The sequence below is a fragment of the Streptomyces camelliae genome (genome assembly GCF_027625935.1).
In the GTDB taxonomy this organism is placed as follows: Bacteria; Actinomycetota; Actinomycetes; order Streptomycetales; family Streptomycetaceae; genus Streptomyces; species Streptomyces camelliae.
Window position 1 is genome coordinate 3,760,611 of the sequence record NZ_CP115300.1, and the last position, 24,106, is coordinate 3,784,716.

The following is a 24,106-nucleotide window of genomic DNA, read 5'->3' on the forward strand; positions in this document are numbered from 1 at the left end:
GGCTTACTTACCCGCCTTTCCGACCTTGCGGCGGATGACTTCGCCCTCGTACTTGACACCCTTGGCCTTGTACGGGTCGGGCTTGCGCAGCTTGCGGATGTTGGCCGCAACCTCGCCGACCTTCTGCTTGTCGATGCCCTCGACCGAGAACCGGGTGGGGGCCTCCACCTTGAAGGTGATGCCCTCGGGGGCCTCGACGACGATCGGGTGGCTGTAGCCCAGAGCGAACTCCAGGTTCGAACCCTTGGCGGTCACTCGGTAACCGACACCGCTGATTTCGAGCTTCTTCACGTAACCCTGGGTCACGCCGGTGATCATGTTCGCCACCAGCGTGCGGGAGAGGCCGTGCAGGGCCTTGCTCTGACGCTCGTCGTTCGGGCGGGTCACCAGCAGGGTGCCGTCCTCGCCCTTAGCGATGTCGATCGGTGCCACGACGGTGTGGGTCAGCGTGCCCTTGGGGCCCTTGACCGAAACCGTACGGCCGTCGATGGTGACGTCCACGCCGGCGGGAACCGCGATGGGGAGCTTGCCGATGCGCGACATAGCTGTTTCCTCCGTTCCCTTCTGCTACCAGACGTAGGCGAGGACTTCCCCACCCACGCCCTTCTTGCCGGCCTGCTTGTCGGTGAGGAGCCCGTGCGACGTGGAGATGATCGCCACGCCGAGGCCGCCGAGCACCTTCGGCAGGTTGGTGGACTTCGCGTACACCCGGAGACCGGGCTTGGAGATCCGCTTGATGCCCGCGATGGAGCGCTCACGGTTGGGGCCGAACTTCAGCTCCAGGACGAGGTTCTTGCCGACCTCGGCGTCCTCGATCCGCCAGCCCGTGATGAAGCCCTCCTGCTGGAGGATCTCCGCGATGTGCGACTTGATCTTCGATGCCGGCATGGTCACGGAGTCGTGGTATGCCGAGTTCGCGTTCCGCAGACGCGTAAGCATGTCTGCGATCGGATCAGTCATGGTCATGAATTGGCCTTCGGCCTCTCTCGCCGGGGTTTCCTGGTGCGCCATCCCTCTCCCCGATCCGAGACGGGACGGGTGCGGCGCGGTGGACCTACGGCGTAGTAAGTCGTACGGGCGCGGCAGACGCCCAACCCCGCAAGCCTACGGCATGCGGAGAAGGGCCTCTGCCGACCCAGATGCTTACCGAGAGCTTCAGGAATCCCCTATTACAGGGATTACCAGGAGCTCTTGGTCACGCCCGGCAGCTCGCCACGGTGAGCCATCTCACGGAGGCACACGCGGCAGAGGCCGAACTTGCGGTACACGGAGTGCGGACGGCCGCAGCGCTGGCAGCGGGTGTAGCCACGCACACCGAACTTGGGCTTGCGAGCAGCCTTAGCGATCAGAGCCTTCTTCGCCATCTCGCTCACGCCTCCTTGAAGGGGAAGCCGAGGTGACGAAGGAGCGCACGGCCCTCAGCGTCGTTGGTCGCCGTGGTCACCACGGTGATGTCCATACCCCGGGTGCGGTCGATCTTGTCCTGGTCGATCTCGTGGAACATGACCTGCTCCGTGAGACCGAAGGTGTAGTTGCCACGGCCGTCGAACTGCTTGGGGGACAGGCCGCGGAAGTCGCGGATGCGCGGCAGCGCGAGCGACAGGGTGCGGTCCAGGAACTCCCACATGCGGTCGCCACGGAGCGTGACGTGGGCACCGATCGGCTGGCCCTCACGCAGCTTGAACTGCGCGATGGACTTGCGGGCCTTGGTGACGGCCGGCTTCTGACCGGTGATCGTGGTGAGGTCGCGGATGGCGCCCTCGATCAGCTTCGAGTCACGGGCGGCGTCGCCGACACCCATGTTGACCACGATCTTGACGAGGCCGGGGATCTGCATGACGTTCTCGTACTTGAACTCGTCACGCAGCTTGCCCGCGATCTCCTCGCGGTACTTCTGCTTCAGACGCGGAGTGGTGGTGGTAGCCATCAGATGTCCTCACCCGTCCGCTTGGCAACGCGGATCTTGTTGCCCTCGTCGTCGAAGCGGTAACCGACACGCGTGACGACCTTCTTGCCGTCCTTCTCCACGACCAGCTGGACGTTGGAGACGTGGATCGGGGCCTCGGTGGTCACGATGCCGCCGGCCTGGGAACCGCTGGCGGTCGGGCCGGCCTTGGTGTGCTTCTTGACCCGGTTGACACCCTCGACCAGGACACGCTCCTCGCGCGGGTAAGCGGCAATGACCTTGCCCTGCTTGCCCTTGTCCTTGCCGGTGATGACCTGGACCAGGTCGCCCTTCTTGATCTTCATGCTTACAGCACCTCCGGCGCGAGCGAGATGATCTTCATGAACTTCTTCTCGCGCAGCTCACGGCCGACCGGGCCGAAGATGCGGGTGCCGCGAGGGTCGCCGTCGTTCTTCAGAATGACGGCGGCGTTCTCGTCGAAGCGGATGTACGAGCCGTCCGGACGGCGGCGCTCCTTGACGGTGCGAACGATGACCGCCTTGACGACGTCACCCTTCTTCACGTTGCCACCGGGGATCGCGTCCTTGACGGTGGCGACGATGACGTCACCGATGCCCGCGTAGCGGCGACCGGAGCCACCGAGCACACGGATGCAAAGGATCTCCTTCGCACCAGTGTTGTCGGCGACACGCAGTCGCGACTCCTGCTGGATCACGTCTATCTCCTGTTTGTCTGCCGGTTCCCCGGGGGCCGCTCACCCGAGCGGGCCCCCGGAGCCTGGCGGAACTGTCCTGCGGGGTTTGCCCCGCAGGAGACTTACTTGGCCTTTTCGAGGATCTCGACGACGCGCCAGCGCTTCGTCGCGGACAGCGGCCGGGTCTCCATGAGGAGGACGCGGTCGCCGACACCCGCGGCGTTCTGCTCGTCGTGCGCCTTGAGCTTGTTCGTACGGCGGATGACCTTGCCGTACAGCGCGTGCTTGACGCGGTCCTCGACAGCGACGACGACGGTCTTGTCCATCTTGTCGCTGACGACGAGACCCTCACGGGTCTTGCGGAAACCGCGCGCCTCTGCGTTCTCAGTCACGTTCTTCTCGCTCATCAGGCGTTCTCCACCGTTTCGATGCCCAGCTCACGCTCGCGCATCAGGGTGTAGATCCGCGCGATGTCCTTGCGGACCGCCTTCAGACGGCCGTGGTTTTCGAGCTGACCCGTGGCCGCCTGGAAGCGGAGGTTGAACAGCTCTTCCTTGGCCTCGCGGAGCTTGCCCAGAAGCTCCTCGTTGCCCAGCTCGCGCAGCTCGGACGCCTTGGTACCGGCCGACATCACGCTTCACCTGCCTCGCGCTTGACGATCCGGCACTTCATCGGCAGCTTGTGGGCCGCACGGGTCAGCGCCTCACGGGCGATCTTCTCGTTGGGGTACGACAGCTCGAACATCACGCGTCCGGGCTTGACGTTGGCGATCCACCACTCCGGAGAACCCTTACCGGAACCCATGCGGGTCTCGGCAGGCTTCTTGGTGAGGGGACGGTCCGGGTAGATGTTGATCCAGACCTTGCCACCACGCTTGATGTGACGCGTCATGGCGATACGAGCGGCCTCGATCTGACGGTTCGTCACGTACGCCGGGGTGAGCGCCTGGATGCCGTACTCGCCGAACGCAACCGTCGTGCCACCCTTGGCAGCGCCGTCGCGCTTGGGGTGGTGCTGCTTGCGGTGCTTGACCCTACGGGGGATCAGCATGTCGGTCAGGCCTCCGTTCCGGTGCTCTCAGCCGGAGCGGCGGGAGCCTCGGCCTTGGGGGCCTCGGCGCCGGCAGCCTGCTGCGGCTTGCGACCGCGCCGCTCGCCACCACGGCCACCACGGGCCGGGCGGTCGGCACCGCCACGCGCCGGGCGGTTACCCGCACGGGCGGCAGCGTTCTCGGCGCGGACCTCGGCGATGTTCTTGACGTCGCCCTTGTAGATCCAGACCTTCACACCGATGCGGCCGAAGGTCGTCTTGGCCTCGAAGAAGCCGTAGTCCACGTTCGCACGGAGCGTGTGCAGGGGCACACGGCCCTCGCGGTAGAACTCCGAGCGGGACATCTCGGCGCCGCCGAGGCGGCCACCGCACTGGATCTTGATGCCCTTGGCGCCGGCCTTCATCGCCGACTGCATGCTCTTGCGCATGGCACGGCGGAAGGAGACGCGGGAGGAGAGCTGCTCGGCAACGGCCTGAGCAACCAGCTGAGCGTCGGTCTCGGGGTTCTTGACCTCAAGAATGTTCAGCTGGACCTGCTTGCCCGTGAGCTTCTCAAGGTCGCCGCGGATGCGGTCGGCCTCGGCGCCACGGCGGCCGATGACGATGCCGGGACGGGCGGTGTGGATGTCCACACGCACGCGGTCACGGGTGCGCTCGATCTCCACCTTCGAGATACCGGCGCGCTCCATGCCGGACGTCATCATCCGACGGATGGCGACGTCTTCCTTGACGTAGTCCTTGTACAGCTTGTCGGCGTACCACCGGGACTTGAAGTCCGTGGTGACACCGAGCCGGAACCCATGCGGGTTAACCTTCTGGCCCATTACCGGGTTCCTTCCTTGCTGCTGACGACCACGGTGATGTGGCTGGTCCGCTTGCGGATCCGGTAGGCACGGCCCTGGGCACGCGGACGGAACCGCTTCAGGGTCGGACCCTCGTCGACGTACGCCTCGGAGATGTAGAGGCTGTCGGCGTCGGTGTGGTCGTAGTTGTGCGCGGCGTTGGCGATGGCGCTGTCGAGCACCTTGCCGACCGGCACGGAGGCTGCCTGCGGAGCGAATCGCAGAACAGCCTGGGCCTCCGTGGCGTCCATGCCACGGATGAGGTCCACCACGCGGCGGGCCTTCATGGGCGTGACGCGGATGTACCGCGCCTGGGCCCTGGCTTCCATGGTTGTCCCTTCAGTTACTTACGTGTCTGAATGCGATCCGCTACTAGCGGCGCTTCGACTTCCGGTCTTCCTTGACGTGGCCCCGGAAGGTGCGGGTCGGCGAGAACTCGCCGAGCTTGTGGCCGACCATCGACTCGGTGACGAACACCGGGATGTGGGTCTTGCCGTTGTGCACCGCGATCGTGTGGCCGAGCATGGCCGGGACGATCATCGAGCGACGGGACCAGGTCTTGATGACGTTCTTGGTGCCGGCTTCGTTCTGCGTGTCCACCTTCTTGATCAGGTGGTCGTCGACGAAGGGCCCCTTCTTCAAGCTACGAGGCATCTCAACCCGTCCTTAGCGCTTCTTGTTCGTCTTGCGGCGGCGGACGATGTACTTGTTCGACGCCTTCTTGGGCGAACGAGTACGGCCTTCCTTCTTGCCCCACGGGGACACAGGGTGGCGACCACCGGAGGTCCGGCCCTCACCACCACCGTGCGGGTGGTCAACCGGGTTCATCACGACACCACGGACGGTCGGGCGGACGCCCAGCCACCGCTTACGGCCGGCCTTACCCCAGTTGATGTTGCTCTGCTCGGCGTTGCCGACCTCACCGACGGTGGCGCGGCAGCGGACGTCGACGAGACGGATCTCGCCGGACGGCATGCGCAGGTGGGCGTAGGCGCCCTCCTTCGCGAGCAGCTGCACGGAGGCACCGGCGGAGCGGGCGAACTTGGCACCGCCACCGGGACGGAGCTCGATCGCGTGGATCGTGGTACCGACCGGGATGTTGCGGAGGGCCAGGTTGTTGCCCGGCTTGATGTCGGCCCCGGGACCGTTCTCCACGGTGTCGCCCTGCTGCAGGTTGCGCGGGGCGAGGATGTAGCGCTTCTCGCCGTCGGCGTAGTGCAGCAGCGCGATGCGCGCGGTGCGGTTGGGGTCGTACTCGATGTGCGCGACCTTCGCCGGCACGCCGTCCTTGTCGTGACGACGGAAGTCGATCACGCGGTAGGCGCGCTTGTGTCCGCCACCCTGGTGGCGAACGGTCACACGACCGGCGTTGTTACGGCCGCCCTTGCTGTGCAGGGGACGGACCAGCGACTTCTCCGGCGTGGACCGCGTGACCTCGACGAAGTCGGCGACGCTGGCGCCACGACGGCCCGGCGTAGTCGGCTTGTACTTGCGGATTCCCATTTCTCAGTCCTCGTCCGATATCGGACGATCCGACCCGCTTACGCGGTCGGACCGCCGAAGATGTCGATACGGTCGCCCTCGGCGAGGGTCACGATCGCGCGCTTGCTGCCGGCACGCTGACCGAAACCGGTCTTCGTGCGCTTGCGCTTGCCCTGGCGGTTGATCGTGTTGACCCCGGTGACCTTGACCGAGAAGACCGCCTGGACGGCCTGCTTGATCTGGGTCTTGTTGGCGTTCGGGTCGACGATGAACGTGTACTTGTTCTCGTCGAGGAGCGCGTAGCTCTTCTCGGAGACGACCGGCTTCAGCAGGACGTCACGGGGGTCCGTGTACGACTTGCTCAGCGGGGTCTCGACGGTGTTCTTGCCCTCGGTGGCGTGGCGCTTCGCCTTGGCGACGCGCGCGGCCTTGGCGGCCTTGGCGGCCTTCGAGGCAATGCTCGGGTGACGCGTAGCCATCAGGCCTCGCTCCCTTCGGTGTCAGCGGCCTTGGGGCCAGACACGAAGGACTCGAAAGCGGCCTGGGTGAAGACCACGTCGTCCGAGACGAGAACGTCGTACGTGTTCAGCTGGCCCGGCTCCAGGATGTGGACCTGGGGCAGGTTGCGGGCGGACAGCCACGCGGCCTCGTCGGCGCGGTCGACGACCAGGAGCAGGTTCTTGCGCTCCGAGATCTTGCCGAACAGCGACTTGGCGGCCTTGGTGCTGGGGGTCTCGCCCTCGACCACGCCGGCGACGACGTGGATGCGGTTGTGACGCGCCCGGTCGGTGAGGGCACCGCGCAGGGCGGCGGCCTTCATCTTCTTCGGGGTGCGCTGCGAGTAGTCGCGCGGCACGGGACCGTGCACGACGCCACCACCGGCGAACTGCGGCGCGCGGGTCGAACCCTGACGGGCGCGACCGGTGCCCTTCTGGCGGTACGGCTTCTTGCCACCACCACGGACTTCGCCACGGGTCTTGGTCTTGTGCGTGCCCTGACGGGCCGCGGCCAGCTGCGCGACGACGACCTGGTGGATCAGCGGAACGCTGACCTTGGCGTCGAAGATCTCCGCGGGGAGCTCGACGGAACCGGCCTTCTCGCCCGCCGGCGAAAGGATGTCAACAGTGCTCATCGGTTACCTCAGGCCCCCTTGGCCGCGGTGCGGACCAGGACGAGGCCGCCGTTCGGACCGGGAACCGCGCCCTTGATGAGCAGCAGACCCTTCTCCGCGTCAACGGCGTGGACGGTCAGGTTCTGGGTGGTGACCCGCTCGTTGCCCATGCGACCCGCCATGCGGAGGCCCTTGAACACGCGGCCCGGGGTGGCGCAGCCACCGATGGAACCGGGCGAGCGGTGCTTGCGCTGGGTGCCGTGTCCGGCGCCGAGGCCACGGAAGTTGTGGCGCTTCATGACACCGGCGAAGCCCTTGCCCTTGCTCTTGCCGGTCACGTCCACCTTCACGCCGGCCTCGAACACCTCAGCGGTGATCTCCTGGCCCAGCGTGTACTCGGAGGCGTCCGCGGTGCGGATCTCGACGAGGTGGCGACGGGGGGTGACGTCGGCCTTGGCGAAGTGGCCCTTGAGGGGCTTGTTCACCTTGCGCGGGTCGATCTCGCCGAAGGCGATCTGAACGGACTCGTAGCCGTCCACGTCGTTCGTACGGACCTGGGTGACGACGTTCGGGCCGGCCTTGACGACGGTGACCGGAACAACACGGTTGTTCTCGTCCCACACCTGCGTCATGCCGAGCTTCTCGCCCAGGATGCCCTTGATCTGCTTAGCCATTCTCAGCCCACCAGCCTCAGAGCTTGATCTCGATGTCGACACCGGCCGGGAGGTCGAGTCGCATCAGAGAGTCAACGGTCTTGGGGGTCGGGTCGAGAATGTCGATCAGGCGCTTGTGCGTGCGCATCTCGAAGTGCTCGCGCGAGTCCTTGTACTTGTGCGGCGACTTGATGACGCAGTACACGTTCTTCTCAGTGGGCAGCGGCACCGGGCCCGCGACCGACGCACCAGTGCGGGTCACCGTCTCGACGATCTTCTTCGCCGAGGAGTCGATGACCTCGTGGTCGTAGGCCTTGAGCCGGATGCGGATCTTCTGTCCCGCCATGGCTACTCAGTAGTCCTGTCTCTCTACAGCTCTGGAACCCGGTGTTCCATTGACTTCGTCCGACCCACGCGGTCGGGCGTGTCGCACTCTCGCTGACACAGATGTCCCTTGTTCGAACATCCCTGCAGGGGGTGAAGTCCACCGGGCGCCTGGCCGGTGCCGCACTGCACTTCCCGGAAGATTCCCGTACGTCCGCCCCAGCGCTGCCGTAAGGCAGTTAAGGCGACGAGTACTGTGGGACTCGCTTCCGGTCCCCCCGGCGGGAGGCGCGCAGCATCAACACTCGACCGAGCAACTCGGACAGTCTGCCATACACGGCGGGGGCTTCGCCAATCGAGCCGGAGAGAATACCCCGGGGGTGACGTAGGTCAAACGGGGAGGCGGTGCGCCTCACGGCCGGACATCACCTTCGCGTCGGTGCAGCCCCGCTGATTCGCCTCATGATCGGCGAACACCGACAGGGCGGAGCGGGCGAACGAGGCGGAGTAGTGCGGGCCCGGGTAGCAGTTGATCTGCGGAGCGTCCGGCGGTGAAGTGCCCCACGGGGCGCCTGGTACCGGTCGGTCTGTCCAGAGACGTCTCATCGCCAGGCCCCATGCACATCCTCGACGTCCGTCACACCGACACAGACCCGGGAGGTGCCGTCGGAGTAGTCACGGCTACACGCAACGTGCCGTCGACCGACGGGGCCAGCCGGGCCGCGCTCCCATCCTCTGCGTTGCGGGCCAGGAGTGCCGGGACACCGGTGACCGTCGGGACCTGCCGGAGCGTCCAGCCCAGGCTCTCGAAGTGGGCCTGCGCCCGTGCCAGGGCCCGGACCATGGCGTCCTCTGGCAGCGGCTCGGTCGACCAGGTGTGGTGAGCGTAGGTTTCCTCGCCGTCCTGATAGGTAGCGAGGCCTTCTCCCTCCTGCGTCGCCCCGTGCCGCACCTGGAGCGCGTCGTAGAGCCGACTGGAGTGGTCGCGGGCACGGTGTTCGGCCTGCTCGTCGGTGGCGGTCTGCCGGAAGGAGGCGGGGTCGGCGGTGCCGGAGCCGTCCGCGGCGAAGCATGGGGACGTCACGCTGATGGCGGCGAGCCCCTCCCCCTTGGCCTTGTCGACGACACCGGTGATCGCGGTCATCCAGAAGTCGTCGGGCACGGTGCGCATGCTCACCGAGGGGAAGGGGTCGGACCAGTCGGCGTCCGAGCTCTGGAACGTGTAGCCCAGCTTCACCCAGGCGTCCCGAGCCTGGCGCACCAGCTTCTTCGCCTCGGTGCCCGGCACCCCGGTCAGCTGGTACGAAAGGGCGACCTGCTGACGCTCGCCGGCGCTGTGGTCATCGGCGACACAGGCCCCGAGAGGACTCAGCCCGGTGCGCTTGAGGGTCGGCTTGGGAGACATGCCATCCACGGCCTGGTGGATGATTTCCTCAGCGCGCTTCGTTGCCTGCTGCTCGTCCATGGTGACCTGCTTCGATGGTGTGCTGCCGCCGCTGCTTCCCGTCTGCCCCGATCCGCACGCCGCCACCGCGACGGACGCGGTCAATAGGGCGATGACCGCCATCGTCCGGGACGGCCTCATGGGGTTCCTCCAGTCACGATCTTCGCCATGTTGTTCAGGGAGTCGCCTTCCCAGTACTGCGAGTGCGCGGGCATGAAGCCGTCCGTGCCCGGCAGCTTTCCGTCGGCGACATGGAAGGTTCGGCCGCCGAATTCATCGGATGTCGGGTCATTCCCGTACATGATCGAGTGATCATTGAAGAGGCGCCAGTATGCCATCGGGTTCAAGGGTGCCAGCGTCCCGGCCGGCGGCGGGGCCAGATTCACCAGGTCGTTCTTGGCGGTGGCCGCCCAGACGTGGTCGGCACCGATATGCAGATCCTTGGCGTGGTTCGCGCCCACACCGGGACTGCCCACCAAGATCGCGTTGTTCACGGGCAGGTGGGGGTGGTCCCGCATGGTCTCGCCAGCCACAAGCGTGCCGTAACTGTGGCCCAAGAGCGTTGAGTTCACTGATCCGTGGTGGGCGGTGCCGATCCCGGTCAGGAAGTTGCTCAGCGGCTCGCGGGCGGCGTCGGCGTACTTGGCGTCGGTCGCGTCGCTCAAAAGGCCCTGCGGAGCGTCGTAGCCGAGCCACATGATCGACGCGGTTGTGTGGGTGGGATCGGTGAAGCTTGCCCGGTCCTGGAGCAGTTCGGCACGACGGATGTCACCGTCGATGCCGCTTAGGGTGGTGCCGGTGCCGGGAACGTAGGTCACCACGTTGTCGGCGGTGTCGGGGTTGCCGATGGAGACGATGGCGCGGCCGTTGTTCTTGTCGTCGAAGCCGAGCAGGTATGGGCGCTTGCTCTCGTCGGTGTAGGTGTCGAAGCGCCTCTGGATCGCCTCCATCCCGCCGAGCGGACCCCGGGCCTCCTGCCGGGCCTTCTCCCAGTCCTTCCATTCCTGGCTCTCAACCATCGTCCCCTTCACCTCTGTGCCCGTCATCGGGTTGAAGTAGGGCTCGTACCGCTTGGGCTCAGGGTGATTCTTCAGCCAGGCGTCATATCCCAGCTGAGCCTTCGCATGAGCCTCGTCGAGCACAGTGTGATTGGCCTGGTCCCGCACAGTGGCAGGGAGCCCGTCCATCGCGCCGACCGAGTCGGGGTGGACTGCCAGGTAGTCCGACCGCTGCTCGTCGGTGAGTCCGTTCCACCAGGCTGCGTTGTCCTTCGGGCTGTCATGCTTGGGAGGCTGGGGCAGGGAATCGAGGTAGCTCTTGCCCGCATCGCGCACCGCGTCCGTGTCCGCCTTGACATCGCTCCAGTCCTTGTCGGAGACCACCAGGTCGTCGTCAGCCTTCAGGGCACGCAGCTTCGGAGCCCACTTCGCGTCCGCGTCCGTGGCTTCCTTCAGGGCGTCACCGATGCGGTCGGCGAACCCGACGGCCTTGCCGAAGTTCGGGTTCGGATGCATGTGGACGGCCTGGCGCTCCAGCGCCGCCGCCGTGGGATCCGTAGGGCTGGGACTCGCCGAGACCGTGCCGCCTTCCGGAACCTTGCCGTCGACCTCCTTACCGCCTGCCGGGAAGGAGACCGAACCGTCCGCATCCACCGTGCAGCCCGCTGCCTTGGCGTCCTCGATCGCCGCCTCCAGCTTCCGCTTGGCCGCAGCCATGTCGAAGGCGAAGCCGTCCAGCGCGGTACTGATCAGCGCGCACTCGGTCTGGGTGTAGTGGAAGTCCTTCGACAGCTCCTTCAGCTCCCGCAGGGCGGCATTCGCCGTCTCCCCTTCCAGTTGGTTGCGGATCTGCGCCGAAATTCGGTTGTCGATCGCGTCCTTGGCCGTGCTCGCCATCTTGCTCGTGGTCCGATACCCGGCAGCGGCTTCCTGGTACTCGGACGGCTTGAGAGCCTTGAGCGTCGCAAGATCCATGGTCGCCGCTCACTTGTCCTTCGCCTGGCCGCCGACGGCCGCGGTGTCCTGGTACTTCAGCTTGATCTTCTCCAGTTCGGCCCGGACGTCCGCATCGGACATCGACAGATCGCGCCCGGAACGCTCCAGCAGACCGCCCAGCCCCTCGCAGCGGCCGCTCACATCAGCGACATACTTCTTCCAGGAGTGGAACAGCTCATTTTGCGCAGCGGCCGACTCACACCCAGCCCCGCCCCCCAGCCCCGACTGACCGTCGTCAAGCTTCCCCAACGCCTTGCGGATGTCGTCCTGCAGCCCCTTGACGTCCCCGCCGACCTTCGCCCAGACCTTCTTGTCCGACTTGAGCCGGTCGGAACTCACGGCGGAAGAACCGCCCCCCGCCGGGTCGGCAAGATGATTCAACTGCATCCGAGCGGAACCGCCACGCGCGGCCGCGTCCGCCTTGAGTTGCTCCCACTCGTCCCAGGACATACTGGTGGTCCTCCCCCATGCTCGCGCACCCCGCCGCCGGTGCTCCCGCCGACTCTCATCGTTCTTTCCTGCACGCGAGGTAAGAAATCCGTGTCGGCTTCTCAATCTAACGGAGCATCACCCGCGCTCCGTCCGCCCCGGTGACCAGAGCAGTTGAGTACCTGTACTCAGTCCCACCCGTCCCTCGCCGTATAAGATCCCTCGCCTGTGTCCGGCAACCGGGGGAAACACACACATGGAGCAACTGCGGCAGGACGACCCGCTACGGATCGGGCCGTACGCAGTTCTGGCCGAGGTCGACAAGGAGTCCGAGCGGCAACGGACACCCGATCGCCGGTACATCGCCCGCAGCGCGGACGGCCGGCGCACGGTCCTGGTCCATGTTCCGCACCCCGAGACCGATCCCGCCCGTTGGGCCGCAGAGGCCGAAGGTGCCCGGCGGTTGGCCCTGCCCGGCTTCGCGCCCGTGGCGGAAGTGGCCGGGGCTGCCGTTCCGCCCTGGCACGCGGCGCCGTACACCCCCGTACTGCCGCTGCCCGCCGCTCTCGCCGCACATGGAGGTCCGCTGCCGGAGGCCGTCGTGCGCGCACTGGGCGCGGCCCTCGCCTCCTCGCTGGCCACGGCCCACGCACAGGGTGTGACCCATGCGGGGCTGTCCCCGGCAGCCGTACTGCTCGGCGTGAACGGACCGCTGCTGACCTGCTTCGGTGCGGTGCGCGCCGCGGTGCCGGACGGTGAACAGCGGCTGGGAAGACCCGGACTCGATCCCGGCTGCCTGGCCCCGGAGCAGGCCCAGGGCGGCAGGCCCCGCCCGCTCGGTGACGTCTACGCGCTCGGCGCTGTGCTGTCGTACGCCAGCACCGGGTACACCGTCCCTGAGCGGGAGGAGTTGCCGCAGTCGCTTCGGGAGCAGATCACGGTCTGCCTGGCTCGTGACGCGGCCCGACGGCCGTCGGCTGCCGACCTCGCGTCCGGCCTGGCTGCACCGCAGCCCTGGCCGCAGGCGGCCCCACCGTCTCCGACACCCATACCGACCGTTCTCGACGGCCCCCCTTTTCCCCTCCCGGCCCGGATCGTCGCCGCCCTGGCCCGCCAGTCGGCGGCTGTCCTCGTCGCCCGACCGCTCGCGCGTGCCCAGGAGGTAGGGCGGCCCTGATGTTCTCGCCTCTCGCTCACGACGACCCCGAGAGCCTTGGCGCCCACCAACTGATCGCCCGCCTCGGCAGCGGTGGCATGGGCACCGTCTATCTCGGCCGCTCGGACACGGGGCGCGTCGTCGCCCTGAAGACCATGCACGCCCGCATCGCCGCGGATCCCGTCTTCCGGACCCGGTTCCGGCTGGAGACGGATGCCGCCCGGGTCATCGGCGGGGAGCACGGCGCCCGGGTCTTCGACGCCGACATCGTCCACGAAACCCCCTGGCTGGCCACGGAGTACCTGATCGGCCCGCCCTTGGACGACGCCGTCCGGCTGAACGGGCCGCTGCCGGAACGAGCGGTCCGGGCCCTGGGTGCCCGGCTGTGCGCCGCGCTGGCCCAACTGCACGACTCGGACGTCGTCCACCGCGACCTGAAGCCGTCCAACATCATCGTGACGGCCGACGGCCCCAAGGTCATCGACTTCGGTATCGCCCGGGCACTCGGCGACGACCACCTCACCCGGGTCGGGGCGGCGGCGGGCACGCCCGCCTTCATGTCGCCCGAGCAGGCGGCGGGCGGCGAACACTCGCCTGCGGGTGATGTGTTCGCCCTGGCGGGAGTGCTGGTCCACGCCGCGACGGGCAGGGGTCCGTTCGGCATGGGGCAGGCCGCGGATCTGCTGTACCGGGTGCGGTACGCCGAACCGGACCTGACCGGAGTTCCGGCCGGGCTCTTCTCCGTGCTGCTGCCGTGCTTCGCCAAGGATCCGCTGCACCGGCCCACCACCGGTCAGTTGCGTTCCTACCTCGATGGCCACGAAGGAGAGTTCGTGGACTGCCTGCCGGAGCCTGTCCTGGTGGACATCGCCCGACGGGCCTCCGACGTCTGGCGGGTCGAGCCCCGCCGCCTGCCGCCCCAGGCCGGGCACGGCATGGCCCGGACCGCAGCCGTCGGCGAACGGGAGCGGATGTCCCGCCGTCGTCTGCTCATGCTCGGCGGCGGCACGGCCTTCGGTGTCGCCGCAGCCGGAACGGGCGCCTGGGCATGGCTCAGCGGCCGCGGCGCCGGCACGCCCGCACGGCCCGGGCCGACCAGCCCTGCGCAGAGGGAACCCACCTGGGACCTGCTTTGGCAGGCGTCGTCCGACTACCACGACCCTCTGGTCCCACCGGCACCGCTGTTGCTGGACCGGCTTCTCATCGTCGGTCAGACCGAACTCAAGGGTCTGAGCCCCACCAGTGGCAAGGCGCTCTGGCCGCAGTATGCCGAGGTCTCGTTCCAGCATCGTACGGCCACTGACGGCACCTTGATCCACACCCTCGTCCGCGGCCACGAGGACGCCGCGTCACTGACCGTGTGCCGGGTCGATCCGGCCGATGGCAGCGTGGGGGAACCGCTCATCGAACTCAAGGACCTCAACGGGGAGCTCTACGGGACCCAGCTGCTCTGCGCCACGGACGCGGAGCTCTACGCGGTCGCCGGCCGGGGTTCCCAGCCGACCGACAGCGACTCATTCCGCAAGGGCCAAACCTGGTACCTTCTCGCGTTCGACCTCCGGGCCCGCAAGAAGCTATGGGACGTACCGCTCCCCGCGCGGCCCGAAGGCTCCCAGCGGCTCCACTTCCTGTCCGCCCAGGTGTCGGGCGGCCGCCTCGTCCTCGTCCAGCAGGCGGCCGACGGAGCGACACAGCTGGTCGTCCGCGACACCGGCATCGGGCGGCTGCTGTGGAGCCGCACGCTGGACAGTGCGCAGCCCACGTTCAGCCGGGCCCGGCTGGCAGTCGACGACCGGCATGTGTATCCGTCGGCCGGCGGGCTGCTCGCGCTCGGCCTGGACGACGGCAAGGTCGCCTGGCACTACGACAAGGGTCCCGCCGGGGCCGCGTACAGCCCGCCCGCCGTCAAGGACGGGGTGGTGTACGCGGTGGAGGCCGGCCGTGGGGTCGTCGCGGTCGACGCCGGCAGCGGCGAACCGCACTGGACGGAGAAGGGCGGCGACGCGACCGCCGCGGACCTCCTCGCCCCGCCGGTGGTCGGCCTCGCCTACGTATACCGCAACGCGTCGTCGCGCCTGGCGGCCGTCGACCTGGCCGACGGTGGCACGACTCGTCCCTTCAAGGCCGCCGCGGCAGCCCACTACTTCGCCCACCCGGCCTCCCGGCGCCTCATCGCATTGGGCGAGAACTACACCGCCGGCTATCCGCTCCTCTGAGACAGCACGACGAAAGAGCAGCACCGGACATGAAGCCACTGAACACCGGAGATCCGCTCCGGCTCGGGCCCTACCGCATCCTCGGCGTGCTCGGCGAGGGAGGCATGGGCAAGGTCTACGTCGGCCAGGACCGCGACGGTCGCACGGCCGCCGTGAAGGTGCTGCACCGGCATCTGGCGGACGACCCGCAGCTCGGTCAGCGCTTCGTGCGCGAGGCCCGGATGGCGCAGGCGGTCAGCGGACCGGGCGTGGCCCGGGTCCTGGACGCACAGACCGAAGGCGGGCGCCCGTGGATCGCGACCGAGTTCCTCAGCGGCCCGACCCTCGAAGAGGCGGTCGGCGCGTACGGCCCCCTCGACGAGAACGGCGTCCGCGCCCTCGCGGCGGCGCTCGCGGGAGCGCTGCGGGACATCCATGCCGTCGGCCTGGTGCACCGCGATCTGAAGCCTGCCAACGTGGTGCTCACCTCGGCGGGCCCGCGCATCATCGACTTCGGCATCGCCCGGCCCGAGCACGGCCTCACCCTCACCACCACCGGCCAGGTTCCGGTCACCCCGGGGTACGGGGCGCCGGAACAGGCCCTCGGGCAGCGGGTGGGCCCGGCCGCCGACGTCTTCTCTCTCGGCGCCCTGCTGGTGTACGCGGCGAGCGGTCAGCGGGCGTACGAGGGGTCGCACGTCGCCGCCGTCCAGTACGAGGTCGTTCACGGCACACCGCGCATGGACCGGGTCCCGCCCGCCCTCCAGCAGCTCATCGACCCGTGCCTGGCCAAGGACCCCGCATACCGGCCCGCTCCCGATGCCATCGCGCAGGCTTTCGCCCCGCCGCGCGGTGCCGACCGGGTGTGGCGTGCCGGGCCGCTGGCCGAAGACGTACGGCGCCGTGAACGCGCACTGCGCGAGTTGACCACGCTTCCGGGCACGAGTGCGCCGGGCGGAATCCCTCGGCGTCGCCTGCTGACGGCCCTCGCGGTCGGCGGCCCGGTCGCCCTTGCCGGTGCAGGTGGCGCCACCTGGTGGTTCTGGCGGAAGAACCACAGCGACCTCTTCGACGTCCCGCATGCCGCGCGGACCCCCACGGCCCGGCTGCTGTCGGCGGACAGAGGGGACTACGTCCTCGGGCAGACGCCCGCCCCGCTCTGGACCCGGCCGTCCGCCCTCAGTTCCGACACACCCGCGCCTTTGCCCGTGCGCGATGTCCTGATAGTCGGAGACGCCAAGGGGGGCATCACGGCACACAGCGTCGTCGACGGGAAGCCGCGCTGGTCCGCCCCCGAAGCAATGGCGATACGCCGTTTCGTCTCACTTTCCGACCGGCTGATCGCCGCCGTCGACGGTCAGGGCACGCTGTGTACGTTCGTCGCATCCACCGGTGCCCCTAAATGGACGGCACCGGCAGAGGCCTCCTACATCCTCGCGGCCGATGCCGAAGCGGTGTACGTCGTCACAGGCGATGGCCGCCTGCGCAGTGTGAGCCGCTCCGACGCGAAGATCCGCTGGACCACGGCGCCCCGAACCGGCCTCGGCACGACGGGCGCAGCGCGGGGCGTCGTGGCCCAGGGCATCCTGGCCGTCGCCACGAAGGCGGGGGACGTCCTCGCCGTCGACACACGCACCGGCCGCACGGTATGGATGCTCCGCGACCAGGCCGACGACAGGCCGGGGATCGCCGTATCGGGCGGAACCCTGTTCGTGAGCGGCAGCCCGTACTTCACGGCCCGTGGCATCACTGACGGCAAGCAACGGTGGCGCCCTGACCTGAGACGGGCGGATGGCACAAAGGTGTTCTGGGGGCCCTCCACGTTCCACGGCCCGTACGTCTTCGTGGCCGCGCTCGGAGCACCACTCCGGTTCGACATCAAGGACGGGAAGCAGAGCGGCTGGCTCTACGACCTCGATCAGATGTGTGACCCGTACAGCCCGCTGACGGTCCAGGGCCACGGCTTCTGGTCGGTCATCGTCAACGCGACGGAAGGCGCGGTCACCGTCCTCAACGTGGCCGACGGACCGGACAGCAACAGCTTCACCAAGGATCCCAACTCCACGTTGAACAAGACCAACTGGAGCTTTCGCATCATCAAGAACCCGAGAAATTACTGGATGACAGCCGACGCCAACCGGGTCTTCATCGTGGACGGTGACTCACTCACGGCACTACCGGTCTTCTAGGAGACACGGCGGATTGGGTCACTCACGGCGGCCAGTATTGGATCTTGGGTGGGGTCCGGTCACTGCCTAGCGTCTCTGTCATGACCGTTCCCGCCCCGACCGGAAGAACAGACCCGAATCAGCTGCCGACGGACGAGACCGCCGCCCCTTCCGCACCGCACCCCCGCCTGATCACCCTCCTCGCGGCGGCCTGCGGCCTGATCGCCGCCTGTCTCTACTACTGCCAGCCCCTGCTCCCCCGGATCGCGGACTCCTACGGCGCCTCCCCCTCCGCCGTCGGCGCGCTGGTGACCGCCACCCAGGCCGGCTACACCCTGGGCCTGCTGCTGATCGTCCCGCTCGGCGACATCGTCGCGCGCCGCCGGCTGATCGCGATCCTGCTCGGCGCGGCCGGCGCCGGAATGCTCCTGTCCGGAGCGGCCCCCGCACTGTGGGTACTGCAGGCCGGAGGCTTCGCCGTGGGCGCCGGGGCGGTCGTGATCCAGATCCTCATCCCGTACGCGGCCTCCATCGTGCCCGCGGACCAGCGCGGCCGGGCGATGGCCACCCTGCTCACCGGCGTCCTGCTCGGCATCCTGTGCTCCCGTACGGCGGCCGGGCTGCTCGGCGGAGCCTTCGGCTGGCGCACGGTGTTCCTGGCCGCGGCCGGAACGCTGGCGGCCGTGGCCCTGCTCCTCGTACGACTGCTGCCCCCGTCCCCGCCGGACGTGTCCCTCGGCTACGGCGCCCAGCTCGCTGCCACGCTCCGGCTGGCCGCCGCGGAACCGGTCCTGCGCCGCCGCTCACTGATCGGCGCGTGCTGCTTCGCCGCCTTCAGCGTCTTCTGGGCCACCTCGGCGTTCCTGCTCGCCGGACCCCACTACGGCTGGAGCACGTCCGCGATCGGGCTGTTCGCGCTGGTGGGCGCGGCGGGCGCGATCGCGGCCAAGGCGACGGGCCGAATCGTCGACACCGGCCGCGAGGCGGTGGCCACCGGTGTGCTGCTCGCCCTGGGCGTGGCCGCGTTCGCCGCGCTGTGGCCGGGCGGCCGCAGCCTGGCCTGGCTGGTGGCCGGGGTCCTGGTGCTGGACGTCGTGGTGCACGGCGTCCACCTGCTGAACATGAGCGTCGTCTACGACCTTCCGGACCACCCCAGGGCCCGGATCGCCTCGGTCTACATGACGTCGTACTACCTCGGCGGTGCGGCCGGCTCCGCGATCGGCGTCACCGCGTACCGGTTCGGCGGCTGGGAAGCGGTCCCGGCGACGGGAGCGGCGCTCCTTGCGGTGGGGCTGGTGGTGTGGGCCGTGGGCCTTCGGCGGCGTACGGGACGACGATGATGCCGCCACACTAGGACCGCGGGCCGTACGGGGGCCACGGCGCGTACCCGTAGGGCGGTGGGCCCCACTGCGGCGGCGGGATGAGCCGTCGGCGGTGACGGCCGCGTCGGACGGCGGTGACGATGATGATGGCCAGGGACGAGGCGACCGCGGCCAGGATGCAGCCGACGCCCGCGACGACACCGCGGACCGTAGCCCCCATTCGGGGCTGGTCTCCCACCGCGAACTCGGCCGGAAGCTCCGAGGTGCAGGTCAGCGTGTAGTCACCGCTGCTGCCGGGCTTCACCTCGAAGACACGCTCCCAGGTGCGGGAACCCAGGGTGATACGGAAGGTGCTGTCCGGCTGGGTCATCGCCCCTGACCCCAGCTCCGGGATCCGGCACTGGACCCGGCCCTTCCCGGACTGGGAGACGTAGATCGCCTTGGTCTTCCCCTGGACGAAGCTGAACGTCCGCGCGTCACCGCTGGAGAAACTCCGGGCGGTGTCGATCGAGTCCAGCGTGTTCTTCACCGTCACCACGATGAAGGCGGTACCGACACCGGCCAGCACGAGCCCCAGCAGTGCGGCCACCACGTACCAGATACGCCGAGGCCGCAGGTCCTTCGCCGGAATGGTCGGCGGGAGGGGCGGCGGACCGCCGTACGGCGGTCCCCAGGGAGTTGGTGTGGCCACAACAACGCATGGTAGCCAACGGAGCGTTGAGCTCCGCTTCAGGTGCGGCTCACCGTGCCGCAGCCCTTGTGGTGGTCGTCCGTCAGGGACTTGCTGCGGTCGTAGGGGTCCGCGGTCGGGCCCGTGGCAGGGGCGCCCGTGGGGCTGCTGTCCGGGAAGACCGGGTGGTAGTAGCCGTCGTAGACGCCGCACTCGCTGTTGTAGAACTCGCTGTCGGACGACCGGATCCCGAGCTTGCCCTCGGTCGCGATCCACTTGCTCGGGTCGAGCAGGACCATGGTCAGGTCGCGGCGGATGATCGTCCGTGCCACGACATCGCCACCGCCCTTTCCACCGGCCCGGACCAGCGGGTAGACGAAGGTGTAGTCCGCGTGCACCCGCACCTCGCCCGCGGCACCGGCGGAGAACGTCATATGGCCGCGCACCTTGACCACGTCACCGGCGAGGGCCACCTCCGACGGGTCGAAGCGGGTCACCAGGTGCAGGGGGTCGTGGTCACGGTCCGGGGTGCGCAGCGAGCGCCGCAGGTCGGACAGTGTGTGGGGCTGCCGCGGGTCGAGCAGGGCCAGCGCCGCGTCGGGCTGTCCGCCACGCAGCACGGCCGGGTCCAGGTTGGTGCCGACCAGGAACTCCTTGGTACGGCGCAGGGCGAGGGCCACGTCCTCCTGGCTCATCCCGCCCACGGCCTTCGCCTGCGGCACCTCGATGGCGTCCGCCCCTTCGGCCCACCGCAGGGCGGGCGAACCGCGGAACGGGTCCTTGAGGGTGGGCAGTCCGGCCTGGCCGACCCCGCCCGGCGCGCTGGACGGCAGCGCCGTCTCGGCGGGCAGCGGTGCGGAGGAGGTGTGGTGACGGCCGGGAAGCCGGTCCAGCAGCAGCGACGGCCGTACGGCTATGACGGCGAGCGCCACCGCCAGCACCACGCCGATCACCGAGCCCACGGTGCGGCGCCTGCTGTTCCGCCCGTTCATCTCCCGCCAGGCCGGGCCGGTGCGCCATCCCTGCGGCTCCTGCACCCGCTTCCGCTGCCACCACCGCCGCCGGCCGCCGCCCTCGATCACCTGGAGCCGCGTCGCCTCATCCTGCTCCCGCAGCCGACGGGTCACCATCCGCGCCCGCGCGGACGGCTCCTTCGGCGCGTTCCGGCCACCCTCCTCCACGGCCTCGCGCAGGAACGCCTCCCACTGCTCGTCGGGTATGGAGGACTCTTCGGGGTGATCGGGGGGCGGGACGGTGCTCACGGGTTCACTTTCCAAGTCTGAGCGTGCGAACGAACTCCGACCAGGCCTCCGGCGCGAGGCCGAGGCGGGGGCCGGTGGGGTTCTTGGAGTCGCGGATGTGGATGGTGGTGGGGGCCGCTACGGCGACCTCGACGCAGTCATTGCCGTTGCTGCTGTCGCTGTAACTGCTCTTGAACCAGTGGAGTTCCGGGGTGCTCATAGTTCTCCCAGTGCGTTCTCGATGAAGACCAGAGACTCCTCTGGCGTGAGCGCCTGAGCCCGGATGATGCCATAGCGCAGGTCGAGGACTCGGAGCTGCCTCGGGTTCGAGACGGGGCGCCCCGAGAAGTCACCGTCGGTACGGCCCATCCCCGTACCGTCCGCGAACTTCAGCACTTGGATCCGGCCTCCCGTACCAGGGTGGTTCGCGCGGGCGGTCGGCATCACCTGAAGCTCCACGAACGGCAACCGGGCCACCTCCAGCATGTGTTCGAGCTGTCGGCGCAACACCATTGTGTCCCCGACCGGGCGCCGTAGCGTCACCTCTTCCTGGACAAAGCTGAACTCCGGCGCGGGCGAGCGCTCGAAGACGGACTTCCGGGCCATGCGTGCGGCCACCATGCGCTCCAGCTGGTCCAGCGAGTAAGCCGGACGCCAAGTGCGAAGCAGCGCTCGCGCATACTCCTCCGTCTGCAACAGGCCATGGATATTGTGGTTGCTGTACAGGAGCATCTCCACTGCACGCCCCTCCAGCTCCGCCAGCTCTCGCACTTTCTTCGGATACCGGGCCTTCCTCATATCCTCCATGAACGCCCTCAGATGCCCCTGCGCCTTGAGGATCTGGTCCGCCTTGTCCAGGGCCTCCGGCCGAGGAATGCGTGTCCCGCGCTCGATCTTGCGGATCATGTCCTCGCCGTACCTGAGGGTCTCCGCCAGCTCGGCCACACTCACCCCGGCCGACTCCCGGCACACCTTGAGCAAGCGCCCCACCGCCTGCACCACCGGCTCGATCTCGTCCCCCGGCTCGACGTCCCAACCCGCCTCGTCCACACCGTCGTTCATGACTCCTCCTCCGACGCGCACTCGTACCCGTACAACGCCCGAGACAGCCGAGACAGCCGAGACAAAGCGGGGACAGTCACAGGCCGTAAAGGCTTTGCCGCTTACCCAAGTAAGCACGCTCAGCCACGCTGAGTGACGTGATTCCAGAAACCACCATCCCCAACTTCACGGTGCTGTTGTCCCCCACACCTCGCGGAGCCCGCCTCGCCCGCCTGCTCGCCACTGAACAACTCCGTGACTGGGGACTCCCGTTGGACTCGGCGGCGCACATCGTGGCCGAGCTGGCAGCCAATGCCGTCACCCACGGGCGCGTACCCGGCCGGGACTTCCGGCTCACGCTCTACGTCGTCGGCGACACGCTCCGCATCGAGGTGACGGACACACGCGGTGACCTTCCGCCCCGCGCCCAACGCACGTCCCCCGACGACGAATACGGTCGCGGCCTGATCCTCGTGGCCGCGCTGGCCGACCGCTGGGGAGTGGCCGACGGGCCCACCCCGCGCAAGACCGTCTGGGCCGAGATCACCGTCCCGGCACCCGAACCCGGCCGCCCGCGCTCCGGTGTGACGGGCGGTCTTCCCCAAAGTAAAACGAGGGTGAAAGAACCCAACCAAGCCCCATCTCTCCCGCCCACGGCGCAAACTCACCCACGCGGGTGAACATCGCCAACTCAGCTGGATTTCGGGCCCTTTGCCTGCCTTACGCTCGGCGCAACACAACCGCAGACATGCGACGGCCCTCGCCGGGACTGGCATCCCGTTGCGAGGGCCTGACCACCGAGGAAGGTAAGGACTTCCCGATGGACACCCAGCACCTTAGCGCGCCCCCGCACGCCCAGTCCGGTTTTGCGGGCAACAAGCACCCGAACCGGACCTGCTCGCGGGCCTGCGCGACCATGACCGGCGCCTGCTCCTGTCCGAGTGCGACACCGCGCATCTGGCCCCCGGCGTCGCCGCCTGGCTGGAACGGGACGTCAGCCCTACCGCCACACGCCACGCCCTGACCCACGGCCTGCCGGACGAACCCCTGTGCCGCCCGGCCGCCCTCCTGGCCCACCGCCTCGCCACCCAGCTGCCACCCCCGCCCCCGTTCCGCGCACCAACCACCCCGCCACCCGTACGACACCCCCTCCAGACCTGCGACAACTGCGACCGCGCCTTGCGCGCGCCACCCCGGCCGCTGCCGCGACTGCCGAACCGATCTCCCGGAGGCCGCCTAGCATGAATGCGACGATCCTTGCCCGTGGGCACAGACGACGAGGAGCGAGCGCCATGACCATCGCACCGGACAGCGCGCGGCAGGGCCCCTCCCACGCCTATCGAGCCATGCGGGACTTCGTTCAGTCCGTGGAAGACACCCTCCCCGGCAAGTTCGAGATCACCAAGGAAGGACTCGTCCACGACATGATGTCGCCCGTGAGGCAGCACGAGCTGACCGCGCTGCACCTTCGGAAGCGCCTGGAGAAGGTCATGCCGGAGGAGATCGTGGCCCACACGGGCGAGCCCGACGTGGAGGACGAGCCCGAAACCATCTTGCGGCACCCCGACGTGATGGTGATCGCCTGGGCGGATATGGAGGGTGACGGGTCCTTCGATCCCCGCACACTCATCGCCGCCATCGAAATCGTCTCCCGCTCCAACCCAGAGAACGACTGGGTGAGCAAGCTCCGCGACTATCCCCTGATCGGCATCCCGGTCTACGCGATCTTCGACCCCCGTACCGGCACCGGCGCGGTTTTCACCGACATCCACCCCACCCCGGACGGCCCCCGCTACGCCACCCGCAAGGACTTCGTCTACGGCGAGGACGTCACGATCGCCGACTGGACGATCTCGACCGAAGGTCTGCCGCTCTACAGCTGACCGCCCCGCCTTCCTCCTGGCCCTGGACCGCCTGACCAGTGTCCCGACCGAACAACTTGGCCAAGGCAACTCTGGAGGACACCATCTGCACTCAGGCCGACCATGGGCACGAGTTGATTCCCCGTCCAGCGCAGACTCCTGACGCGCTGCGCGCAGCCCTCGCCGTCGTCGCTCCAGCCCGTCTGGAGGAGATGCAGGCCACGAAGGACGAAGCCCTCGCCAAGGCCGTGGAATGGCAGTCCGTGAGCCCGGTGCAGAGCTGGGTCCTGACGTGGGCCAGGGACATCGAGATCGCCCGCCGTCCCGACCTGTCGTCCAGGTACGCCCGGGCGAAGGACCATCTGGAGCACGAGGACCCGGTCGCCGCTCGGGAAGCCCTGCGGGAGCTGAGTGCCGTTCTGGACGAGGCCATGCAGGCGGTCCGCACGTGAGCTGGAAGTGGGAGTACGCCTTCGGAGCGAAGGAAGCCAGAGCCGCTCGACGGTCAGCTCAGGGCAGCCC

The 24,106-nt window shown here is 68.5% G+C and carries 31 protein-coding genes and 1 pseudogene; 8 read left to right on the plus strand and 24 right to left on the minus strand.

From position 1 onward, the window contains the following. Window positions 1–3 precede the first annotated feature (3 nt). The 20 genes from rplF to O1G22_RS17065 all read right to left on the minus strand — a co-directional run bounded on the left by rplF (window position 4) and on the right by O1G22_RS17065 (window position 11,950). Window positions 4–543 (minus strand): 50S ribosomal protein L6, encoded by a 540-nt coding sequence (gene rplF, locus O1G22_RS16970; RefSeq protein WP_225100402.1) that lies wholly within the window; start codon window positions 541–543, stop codon window positions 4–6. A gap of 24 nt (window positions 544–567) precedes the next feature. After that, window positions 568–966 (minus strand): 30S ribosomal protein S8, encoded by a 399-nt coding sequence (rpsH, locus tag O1G22_RS16975; RefSeq protein ID WP_225100403.1) that lies wholly within the window; start codon window positions 964–966, stop codon window positions 568–570. Window positions 967–1,178: 212 nt separating this feature from the next. After that, window positions 1,179–1,364, minus strand: a complete 186-nt coding sequence (locus tag O1G22_RS16980) for a type Z 30S ribosomal protein S14 (RefSeq protein WP_003948630.1) — start codon at window positions 1,362–1,364, stop codon at window positions 1,179–1,181. 5 nt (window positions 1,365–1,369) lie between these two features. Continuing rightward, on the minus strand, window positions 1,370–1,927 hold the full coding sequence (rplE, locus tag O1G22_RS16985) for a 50S ribosomal protein L5 (RefSeq protein ID WP_023547375.1): 558 nt from the start codon (window positions 1,925–1,927) through the stop codon (window positions 1,370–1,372). Continuing rightward, window positions 1,927–2,250, minus strand: a complete 324-nt coding sequence (gene rplX, locus O1G22_RS16990) for a 50S ribosomal protein L24 (protein WP_225100404.1) — start codon at window positions 2,248–2,250, stop codon at window positions 1,927–1,929. The genes rplE and rplX overlap by 1 nt, the downstream gene beginning before the upstream one ends. Before the next feature lie 2 nt (window positions 2,251–2,252). Further along, window positions 2,253–2,621: a 50S ribosomal protein L14 gene (rplN, locus tag O1G22_RS16995; protein WP_003998823.1), complete on the minus strand. Its 369-nt coding sequence runs from the start codon at window positions 2,619–2,621 to the stop codon at window positions 2,253–2,255. A gap of 101 nt (window positions 2,622–2,722) precedes the next feature. Then, window positions 2,723–3,007 (minus strand): 30S ribosomal protein S17, encoded by a 285-nt coding sequence (rpsQ, locus tag O1G22_RS17000; protein WP_018543912.1) that lies wholly within the window; start codon window positions 3,005–3,007, stop codon window positions 2,723–2,725. After that, window positions 3,007–3,231, minus strand: coding sequence for a 50S ribosomal protein L29 (gene rpmC / locus O1G22_RS17005; RefSeq protein ID WP_018564811.1), 225 nt, complete (start codon window positions 3,229–3,231; stop codon window positions 3,007–3,009). Before rpmC ends, rpsQ begins: the two co-directional genes overlap by 1 nt. Next, a complete protein-coding gene (gene rplP, locus O1G22_RS17010; RefSeq protein ID WP_103837549.1) occupies window positions 3,231–3,650 on the minus strand; it encodes a 50S ribosomal protein L16 in 420 nt (139 codons plus the stop codon). Before rplP ends, rpmC begins: the two co-directional genes overlap by 1 nt. 5 nt (window positions 3,651–3,655) lie before the next feature. Then, the gene (gene rpsC / locus O1G22_RS17015) at window positions 3,656–4,474 is read right to left on the minus strand and encodes a 30S ribosomal protein S3 (RefSeq protein WP_055706471.1); all 819 of its coding nucleotides are present in this window, start codon (window positions 4,472–4,474) and stop codon (window positions 3,656–3,658) included. After that, a complete protein-coding gene (gene rplV, locus O1G22_RS17020) occupies window positions 4,474–4,821 on the minus strand; it encodes a 50S ribosomal protein L22 (protein WP_019329637.1) in 348 nt (115 codons plus the stop codon). Before rplV ends, rpsC begins: the two co-directional genes overlap by 1 nt. A 43-nt stretch (window positions 4,822–4,864) precedes the next feature. After that, a complete protein-coding gene (gene rpsS, locus O1G22_RS17025) occupies window positions 4,865–5,146 on the minus strand; it encodes a 30S ribosomal protein S19 (protein ID WP_073753479.1) in 282 nt (93 codons plus the stop codon). 12 nt (window positions 5,147–5,158) lie between these two features. Beyond that, window positions 5,159–5,995, minus strand: coding sequence for a 50S ribosomal protein L2 (gene rplB, locus O1G22_RS17030; RefSeq protein WP_030601203.1), 837 nt, complete (start codon window positions 5,993–5,995; stop codon window positions 5,159–5,161). 38 nt (window positions 5,996–6,033) lie between these two features. Continuing rightward, entirely contained in the window at window positions 6,034–6,453 is a 420-nt protein-coding gene (rplW, locus tag O1G22_RS17035) for a 50S ribosomal protein L23 (protein ID WP_071373347.1), read from the minus strand. After that, entirely contained in the window at window positions 6,453–7,106 is a 654-nt protein-coding gene (rplD, locus tag O1G22_RS17040) for a 50S ribosomal protein L4 (RefSeq protein WP_225100405.1), read from the minus strand. The genes rplW and rplD overlap by 1 nt, the downstream gene beginning before the upstream one ends. An 8-nt stretch (window positions 7,107–7,114) precedes the next feature. Beyond that, window positions 7,115–7,759 carry a 50S ribosomal protein L3 gene (gene rplC, locus O1G22_RS17045; RefSeq protein ID WP_014674369.1) on the minus strand — a complete coding sequence of 215 codons (645 nt, stop codon included), beginning with the start codon at window positions 7,757–7,759 and terminating at the stop codon, window positions 7,115–7,117. Between the two features lie 16 nt (window positions 7,760–7,775). Continuing rightward, a complete protein-coding gene (gene rpsJ, locus O1G22_RS17050; RefSeq protein ID WP_003948644.1) occupies window positions 7,776–8,084 on the minus strand; it encodes a 30S ribosomal protein S10 in 309 nt (102 codons plus the stop codon). Window positions 8,085–8,699: 615 nt separating this feature from the next. Further along, on the minus strand, window positions 8,700–9,647 hold the full coding sequence (locus tag O1G22_RS17055; protein WP_270082129.1) for a hypothetical protein: 948 nt from the start codon (window positions 9,645–9,647) through the stop codon (window positions 8,700–8,702). Next, window positions 9,644–11,479 carry an alpha/beta hydrolase gene (locus O1G22_RS17060; protein ID WP_270082130.1) on the minus strand — a complete coding sequence of 612 codons (1,836 nt, stop codon included), beginning with the start codon at window positions 11,477–11,479 and terminating at the stop codon, window positions 9,644–9,646. Before O1G22_RS17060 ends, O1G22_RS17055 begins: the two co-directional genes overlap by 4 nt. 9 nt (window positions 11,480–11,488) lie before the next feature. After that, window positions 11,489–11,950, minus strand: a complete 462-nt coding sequence (locus O1G22_RS17065; protein WP_270082131.1) for a hypothetical protein — start codon at window positions 11,948–11,950, stop codon at window positions 11,489–11,491. Window positions 11,951–12,185: 235 nt separating this feature from the next. On the opposite strand from O1G22_RS17065, the gene O1G22_RS17070 reads away from it, so the two are divergent. From O1G22_RS17070 to O1G22_RS17085, 4 genes are all read left to right on the plus strand, one after another. Then, the gene (locus O1G22_RS17070) at window positions 12,186–13,106 is read left to right on the plus strand and encodes a protein kinase family protein (RefSeq protein WP_270082132.1); all 921 of its coding nucleotides are present in this window, start codon (window positions 12,186–12,188) and stop codon (window positions 13,104–13,106) included. Further along, complete coding sequence (locus tag O1G22_RS17075) at window positions 13,106–15,301, plus strand: protein kinase domain-containing protein (RefSeq protein ID WP_270082133.1); 2,196 nt, start codon at window positions 13,106–13,108, stop codon at window positions 15,299–15,301. The genes O1G22_RS17070 and O1G22_RS17075 overlap by 1 nt, the downstream gene beginning before the upstream one ends. A gap of 29 nt (window positions 15,302–15,330) precedes the next feature. Beyond that, window positions 15,331–17,469, plus strand: coding sequence for a protein kinase domain-containing protein (locus tag O1G22_RS17080; RefSeq protein WP_270082134.1), 2,139 nt, complete (start codon window positions 15,331–15,333; stop codon window positions 17,467–17,469). A gap of 80 nt (window positions 17,470–17,549) precedes the next feature. Next, window positions 17,550–18,788 (plus strand): MFS transporter, encoded by a 1,239-nt coding sequence (locus tag O1G22_RS17085; protein WP_270082135.1) that lies wholly within the window; start codon window positions 17,550–17,552, stop codon window positions 18,786–18,788. Window positions 18,789–18,798: 10 nt separating this feature from the next. On the opposite strand, the gene O1G22_RS17090 is transcribed toward O1G22_RS17085, so the two are convergent. The 4 genes from O1G22_RS17090 to O1G22_RS17105 are packed head-to-tail and all read right to left on the minus strand — an operon-like array spanning window position 18,799 to window position 21,743. Beyond that, complete coding sequence (locus O1G22_RS17090) at window positions 18,799–19,461, minus strand: serine/arginine repetitive matrix protein 2 (RefSeq protein WP_270082136.1); 663 nt, start codon at window positions 19,459–19,461, stop codon at window positions 18,799–18,801. A 38-nt stretch (window positions 19,462–19,499) separates the two neighbouring features. Continuing rightward, window positions 19,500–20,702, minus strand: a complete 1,203-nt coding sequence (locus O1G22_RS17095) for a hypothetical protein (protein ID WP_270082137.1) — start codon at window positions 20,700–20,702, stop codon at window positions 19,500–19,502. A 4-nt stretch (window positions 20,703–20,706) separates the two neighbouring features. Continuing rightward, a complete protein-coding gene (locus O1G22_RS17100) occupies window positions 20,707–20,901 on the minus strand; it encodes a DUF397 domain-containing protein (protein ID WP_270082138.1) in 195 nt (64 codons plus the stop codon). Then, entirely contained in the window at window positions 20,898–21,743 is an 846-nt protein-coding gene (locus O1G22_RS17105) for a helix-turn-helix domain-containing protein (protein WP_270082139.1), read from the minus strand. Before O1G22_RS17105 ends, O1G22_RS17100 begins: the two co-directional genes overlap by 4 nt. Window positions 21,744–21,880: 137 nt before the next feature. Between O1G22_RS17105 and O1G22_RS17110 the strand changes: the two genes are divergently transcribed. From O1G22_RS17110 to O1G22_RS17125, 4 genes and pseudogenes are all read left to right on the plus strand, one after another. Then, window positions 21,881–22,402 (plus strand): ATP-binding protein, encoded by a 522-nt coding sequence (locus O1G22_RS17110; protein WP_333492289.1) that lies wholly within the window; start codon window positions 21,881–21,883, stop codon window positions 22,400–22,402. 211 nt (window positions 22,403–22,613) lie between these two features. Then, window positions 22,614–22,962, plus strand: a pseudogene (locus O1G22_RS17115) (helix-turn-helix domain-containing protein); the annotation flags it as partial. A gap of 52 nt (window positions 22,963–23,014) precedes the next feature. Next, window positions 23,015–23,605 (plus strand): Uma2 family endonuclease, encoded by a 591-nt coding sequence (locus O1G22_RS17120; protein ID WP_270082140.1) that lies wholly within the window; start codon window positions 23,015–23,017, stop codon window positions 23,603–23,605. Between the two features lie 83 nt (window positions 23,606–23,688). Continuing rightward, window positions 23,689–24,036, plus strand: coding sequence for a hypothetical protein (locus tag O1G22_RS17125; RefSeq protein WP_270086443.1), 348 nt, complete (start codon window positions 23,689–23,691; stop codon window positions 24,034–24,036). The last annotated feature ends 70 nt before the right edge of the window (window positions 24,037–24,106 follow it).

What these genes read in the sequence shown, in the direction of transcription:
- rplF (WP_225100402.1), bottom strand. Translation starts at nt 543, where the DNA reads ATGTCGCGCATCGGCAAGCTCCCCATCGCGGTTCCCGCCGGCGTGGAC.
- rpsH (WP_225100403.1), bottom strand. Translation starts at nt 966, where the DNA reads ATGACCATGACTGATCCGATCGCAGACATGCTTACGCGTCTGCGGAAC.
- O1G22_RS16980 (WP_003948630.1), bottom strand. Translation starts at nt 1,364, where the DNA reads ATGGCGAAGAAGGCTCTGATCGCTAAGGCTGCTCGCAAGCCCAAGTTC.
- rplE (WP_023547375.1), bottom strand. Translation starts at nt 1,927, where the DNA reads ATGGCTACCACCACCACTCCGCGTCTGAAGCAGAAGTACCGCGAGGAG.
- rplX (WP_225100404.1), bottom strand. Translation starts at nt 2,250, where the DNA reads ATGAAGATCAAGAAGGGCGACCTGGTCCAGGTCATCACCGGCAAGGAC.
- rpsQ (WP_018543912.1), bottom strand. Translation starts at nt 3,007, where the DNA reads ATGAGCGAGAAGAACGTGACTGAGAACGCAGAGGCGCGCGGTTTCCGC.
- rpmC (WP_018564811.1), bottom strand. Translation starts at nt 3,231, where the DNA reads ATGTCGGCCGGTACCAAGGCGTCCGAGCTGCGCGAGCTGGGCAACGAG.
- rplP (WP_103837549.1), bottom strand. Translation starts at nt 3,650, where the DNA reads ATGCTGATCCCCCGTAGGGTCAAGCACCGCAAGCAGCACCACCCCAAG.
- rpsC (WP_055706471.1), bottom strand. Translation starts at nt 4,474, where the DNA reads ATGGGCCAGAAGGTTAACCCGCATGGGTTCCGGCTCGGTGTCACCACG.
- rplV (WP_019329637.1), bottom strand. Translation starts at nt 4,821, where the DNA reads ATGGAAGCCAGGGCCCAGGCGCGGTACATCCGCGTCACGCCCATGAAG.
- rpsS (WP_073753479.1), bottom strand. Translation starts at nt 5,146, where the DNA reads ATGCCTCGTAGCTTGAAGAAGGGGCCCTTCGTCGACGACCACCTGATC.
- rplB (WP_030601203.1), bottom strand. Translation starts at nt 5,995, where the DNA reads ATGGGAATCCGCAAGTACAAGCCGACTACGCCGGGCCGTCGTGGCGCC.
- rplW (WP_071373347.1), bottom strand. Translation starts at nt 6,453, where the DNA reads ATGGCTACGCGTCACCCGAGCATTGCCTCGAAGGCCGCCAAGGCCGCC.
- rplD (WP_225100405.1), bottom strand. Translation starts at nt 7,106, where the DNA reads ATGAGCACTGTTGACATCCTTTCGCCGGCGGGCGAGAAGGCCGGTTCC.
- rplC (WP_014674369.1), bottom strand. Translation starts at nt 7,759, where the DNA reads ATGGCTAAGCAGATCAAGGGCATCCTGGGCGAGAAGCTCGGCATGACG.
- rpsJ (WP_003948644.1), bottom strand. Translation starts at nt 8,084, where the DNA reads ATGGCGGGACAGAAGATCCGCATCCGGCTCAAGGCCTACGACCACGAG.
- O1G22_RS17055 (WP_270082129.1), bottom strand. Translation starts at nt 9,647, where the DNA reads ATGAGGCCGTCCCGGACGATGGCGGTCATCGCCCTATTGACCGCGTCC.
- O1G22_RS17060 (WP_270082130.1), bottom strand. Translation starts at nt 11,479, where the DNA reads ATGGATCTTGCGACGCTCAAGGCTCTCAAGCCGTCCGAGTACCAGGAA.
- O1G22_RS17065 (WP_270082131.1), bottom strand. Translation starts at nt 11,950, where the DNA reads ATGTCCTGGGACGAGTGGGAGCAACTCAAGGCGGACGCGGCCGCGCGT.
- O1G22_RS17070 (WP_270082132.1), top strand. Translation starts at nt 12,186, where the DNA reads ATGGAGCAACTGCGGCAGGACGACCCGCTACGGATCGGGCCGTACGCA.
- O1G22_RS17075 (WP_270082133.1), top strand. Translation starts at nt 13,106, where the DNA reads ATGTTCTCGCCTCTCGCTCACGACGACCCCGAGAGCCTTGGCGCCCAC.
- O1G22_RS17080 (WP_270082134.1), top strand. Translation starts at nt 15,331, where the DNA reads ATGAAGCCACTGAACACCGGAGATCCGCTCCGGCTCGGGCCCTACCGC.
- O1G22_RS17085 (WP_270082135.1), top strand. Translation starts at nt 17,550, where the DNA reads ATGACCGTTCCCGCCCCGACCGGAAGAACAGACCCGAATCAGCTGCCG.
- O1G22_RS17100 (WP_270082138.1), bottom strand. Translation starts at nt 20,901, where the DNA reads ATGAGCACCCCGGAACTCCACTGGTTCAAGAGCAGTTACAGCGACAGC.
- O1G22_RS17105 (WP_270082139.1), bottom strand. Translation starts at nt 21,743, where the DNA reads ATGAACGACGGTGTGGACGAGGCGGGTTGGGACGTCGAGCCGGGGGAC.
- O1G22_RS17120 (WP_270082140.1), top strand. Translation starts at nt 23,015, where the DNA reads ATGACCATCGCACCGGACAGCGCGCGGCAGGGCCCCTCCCACGCCTAT.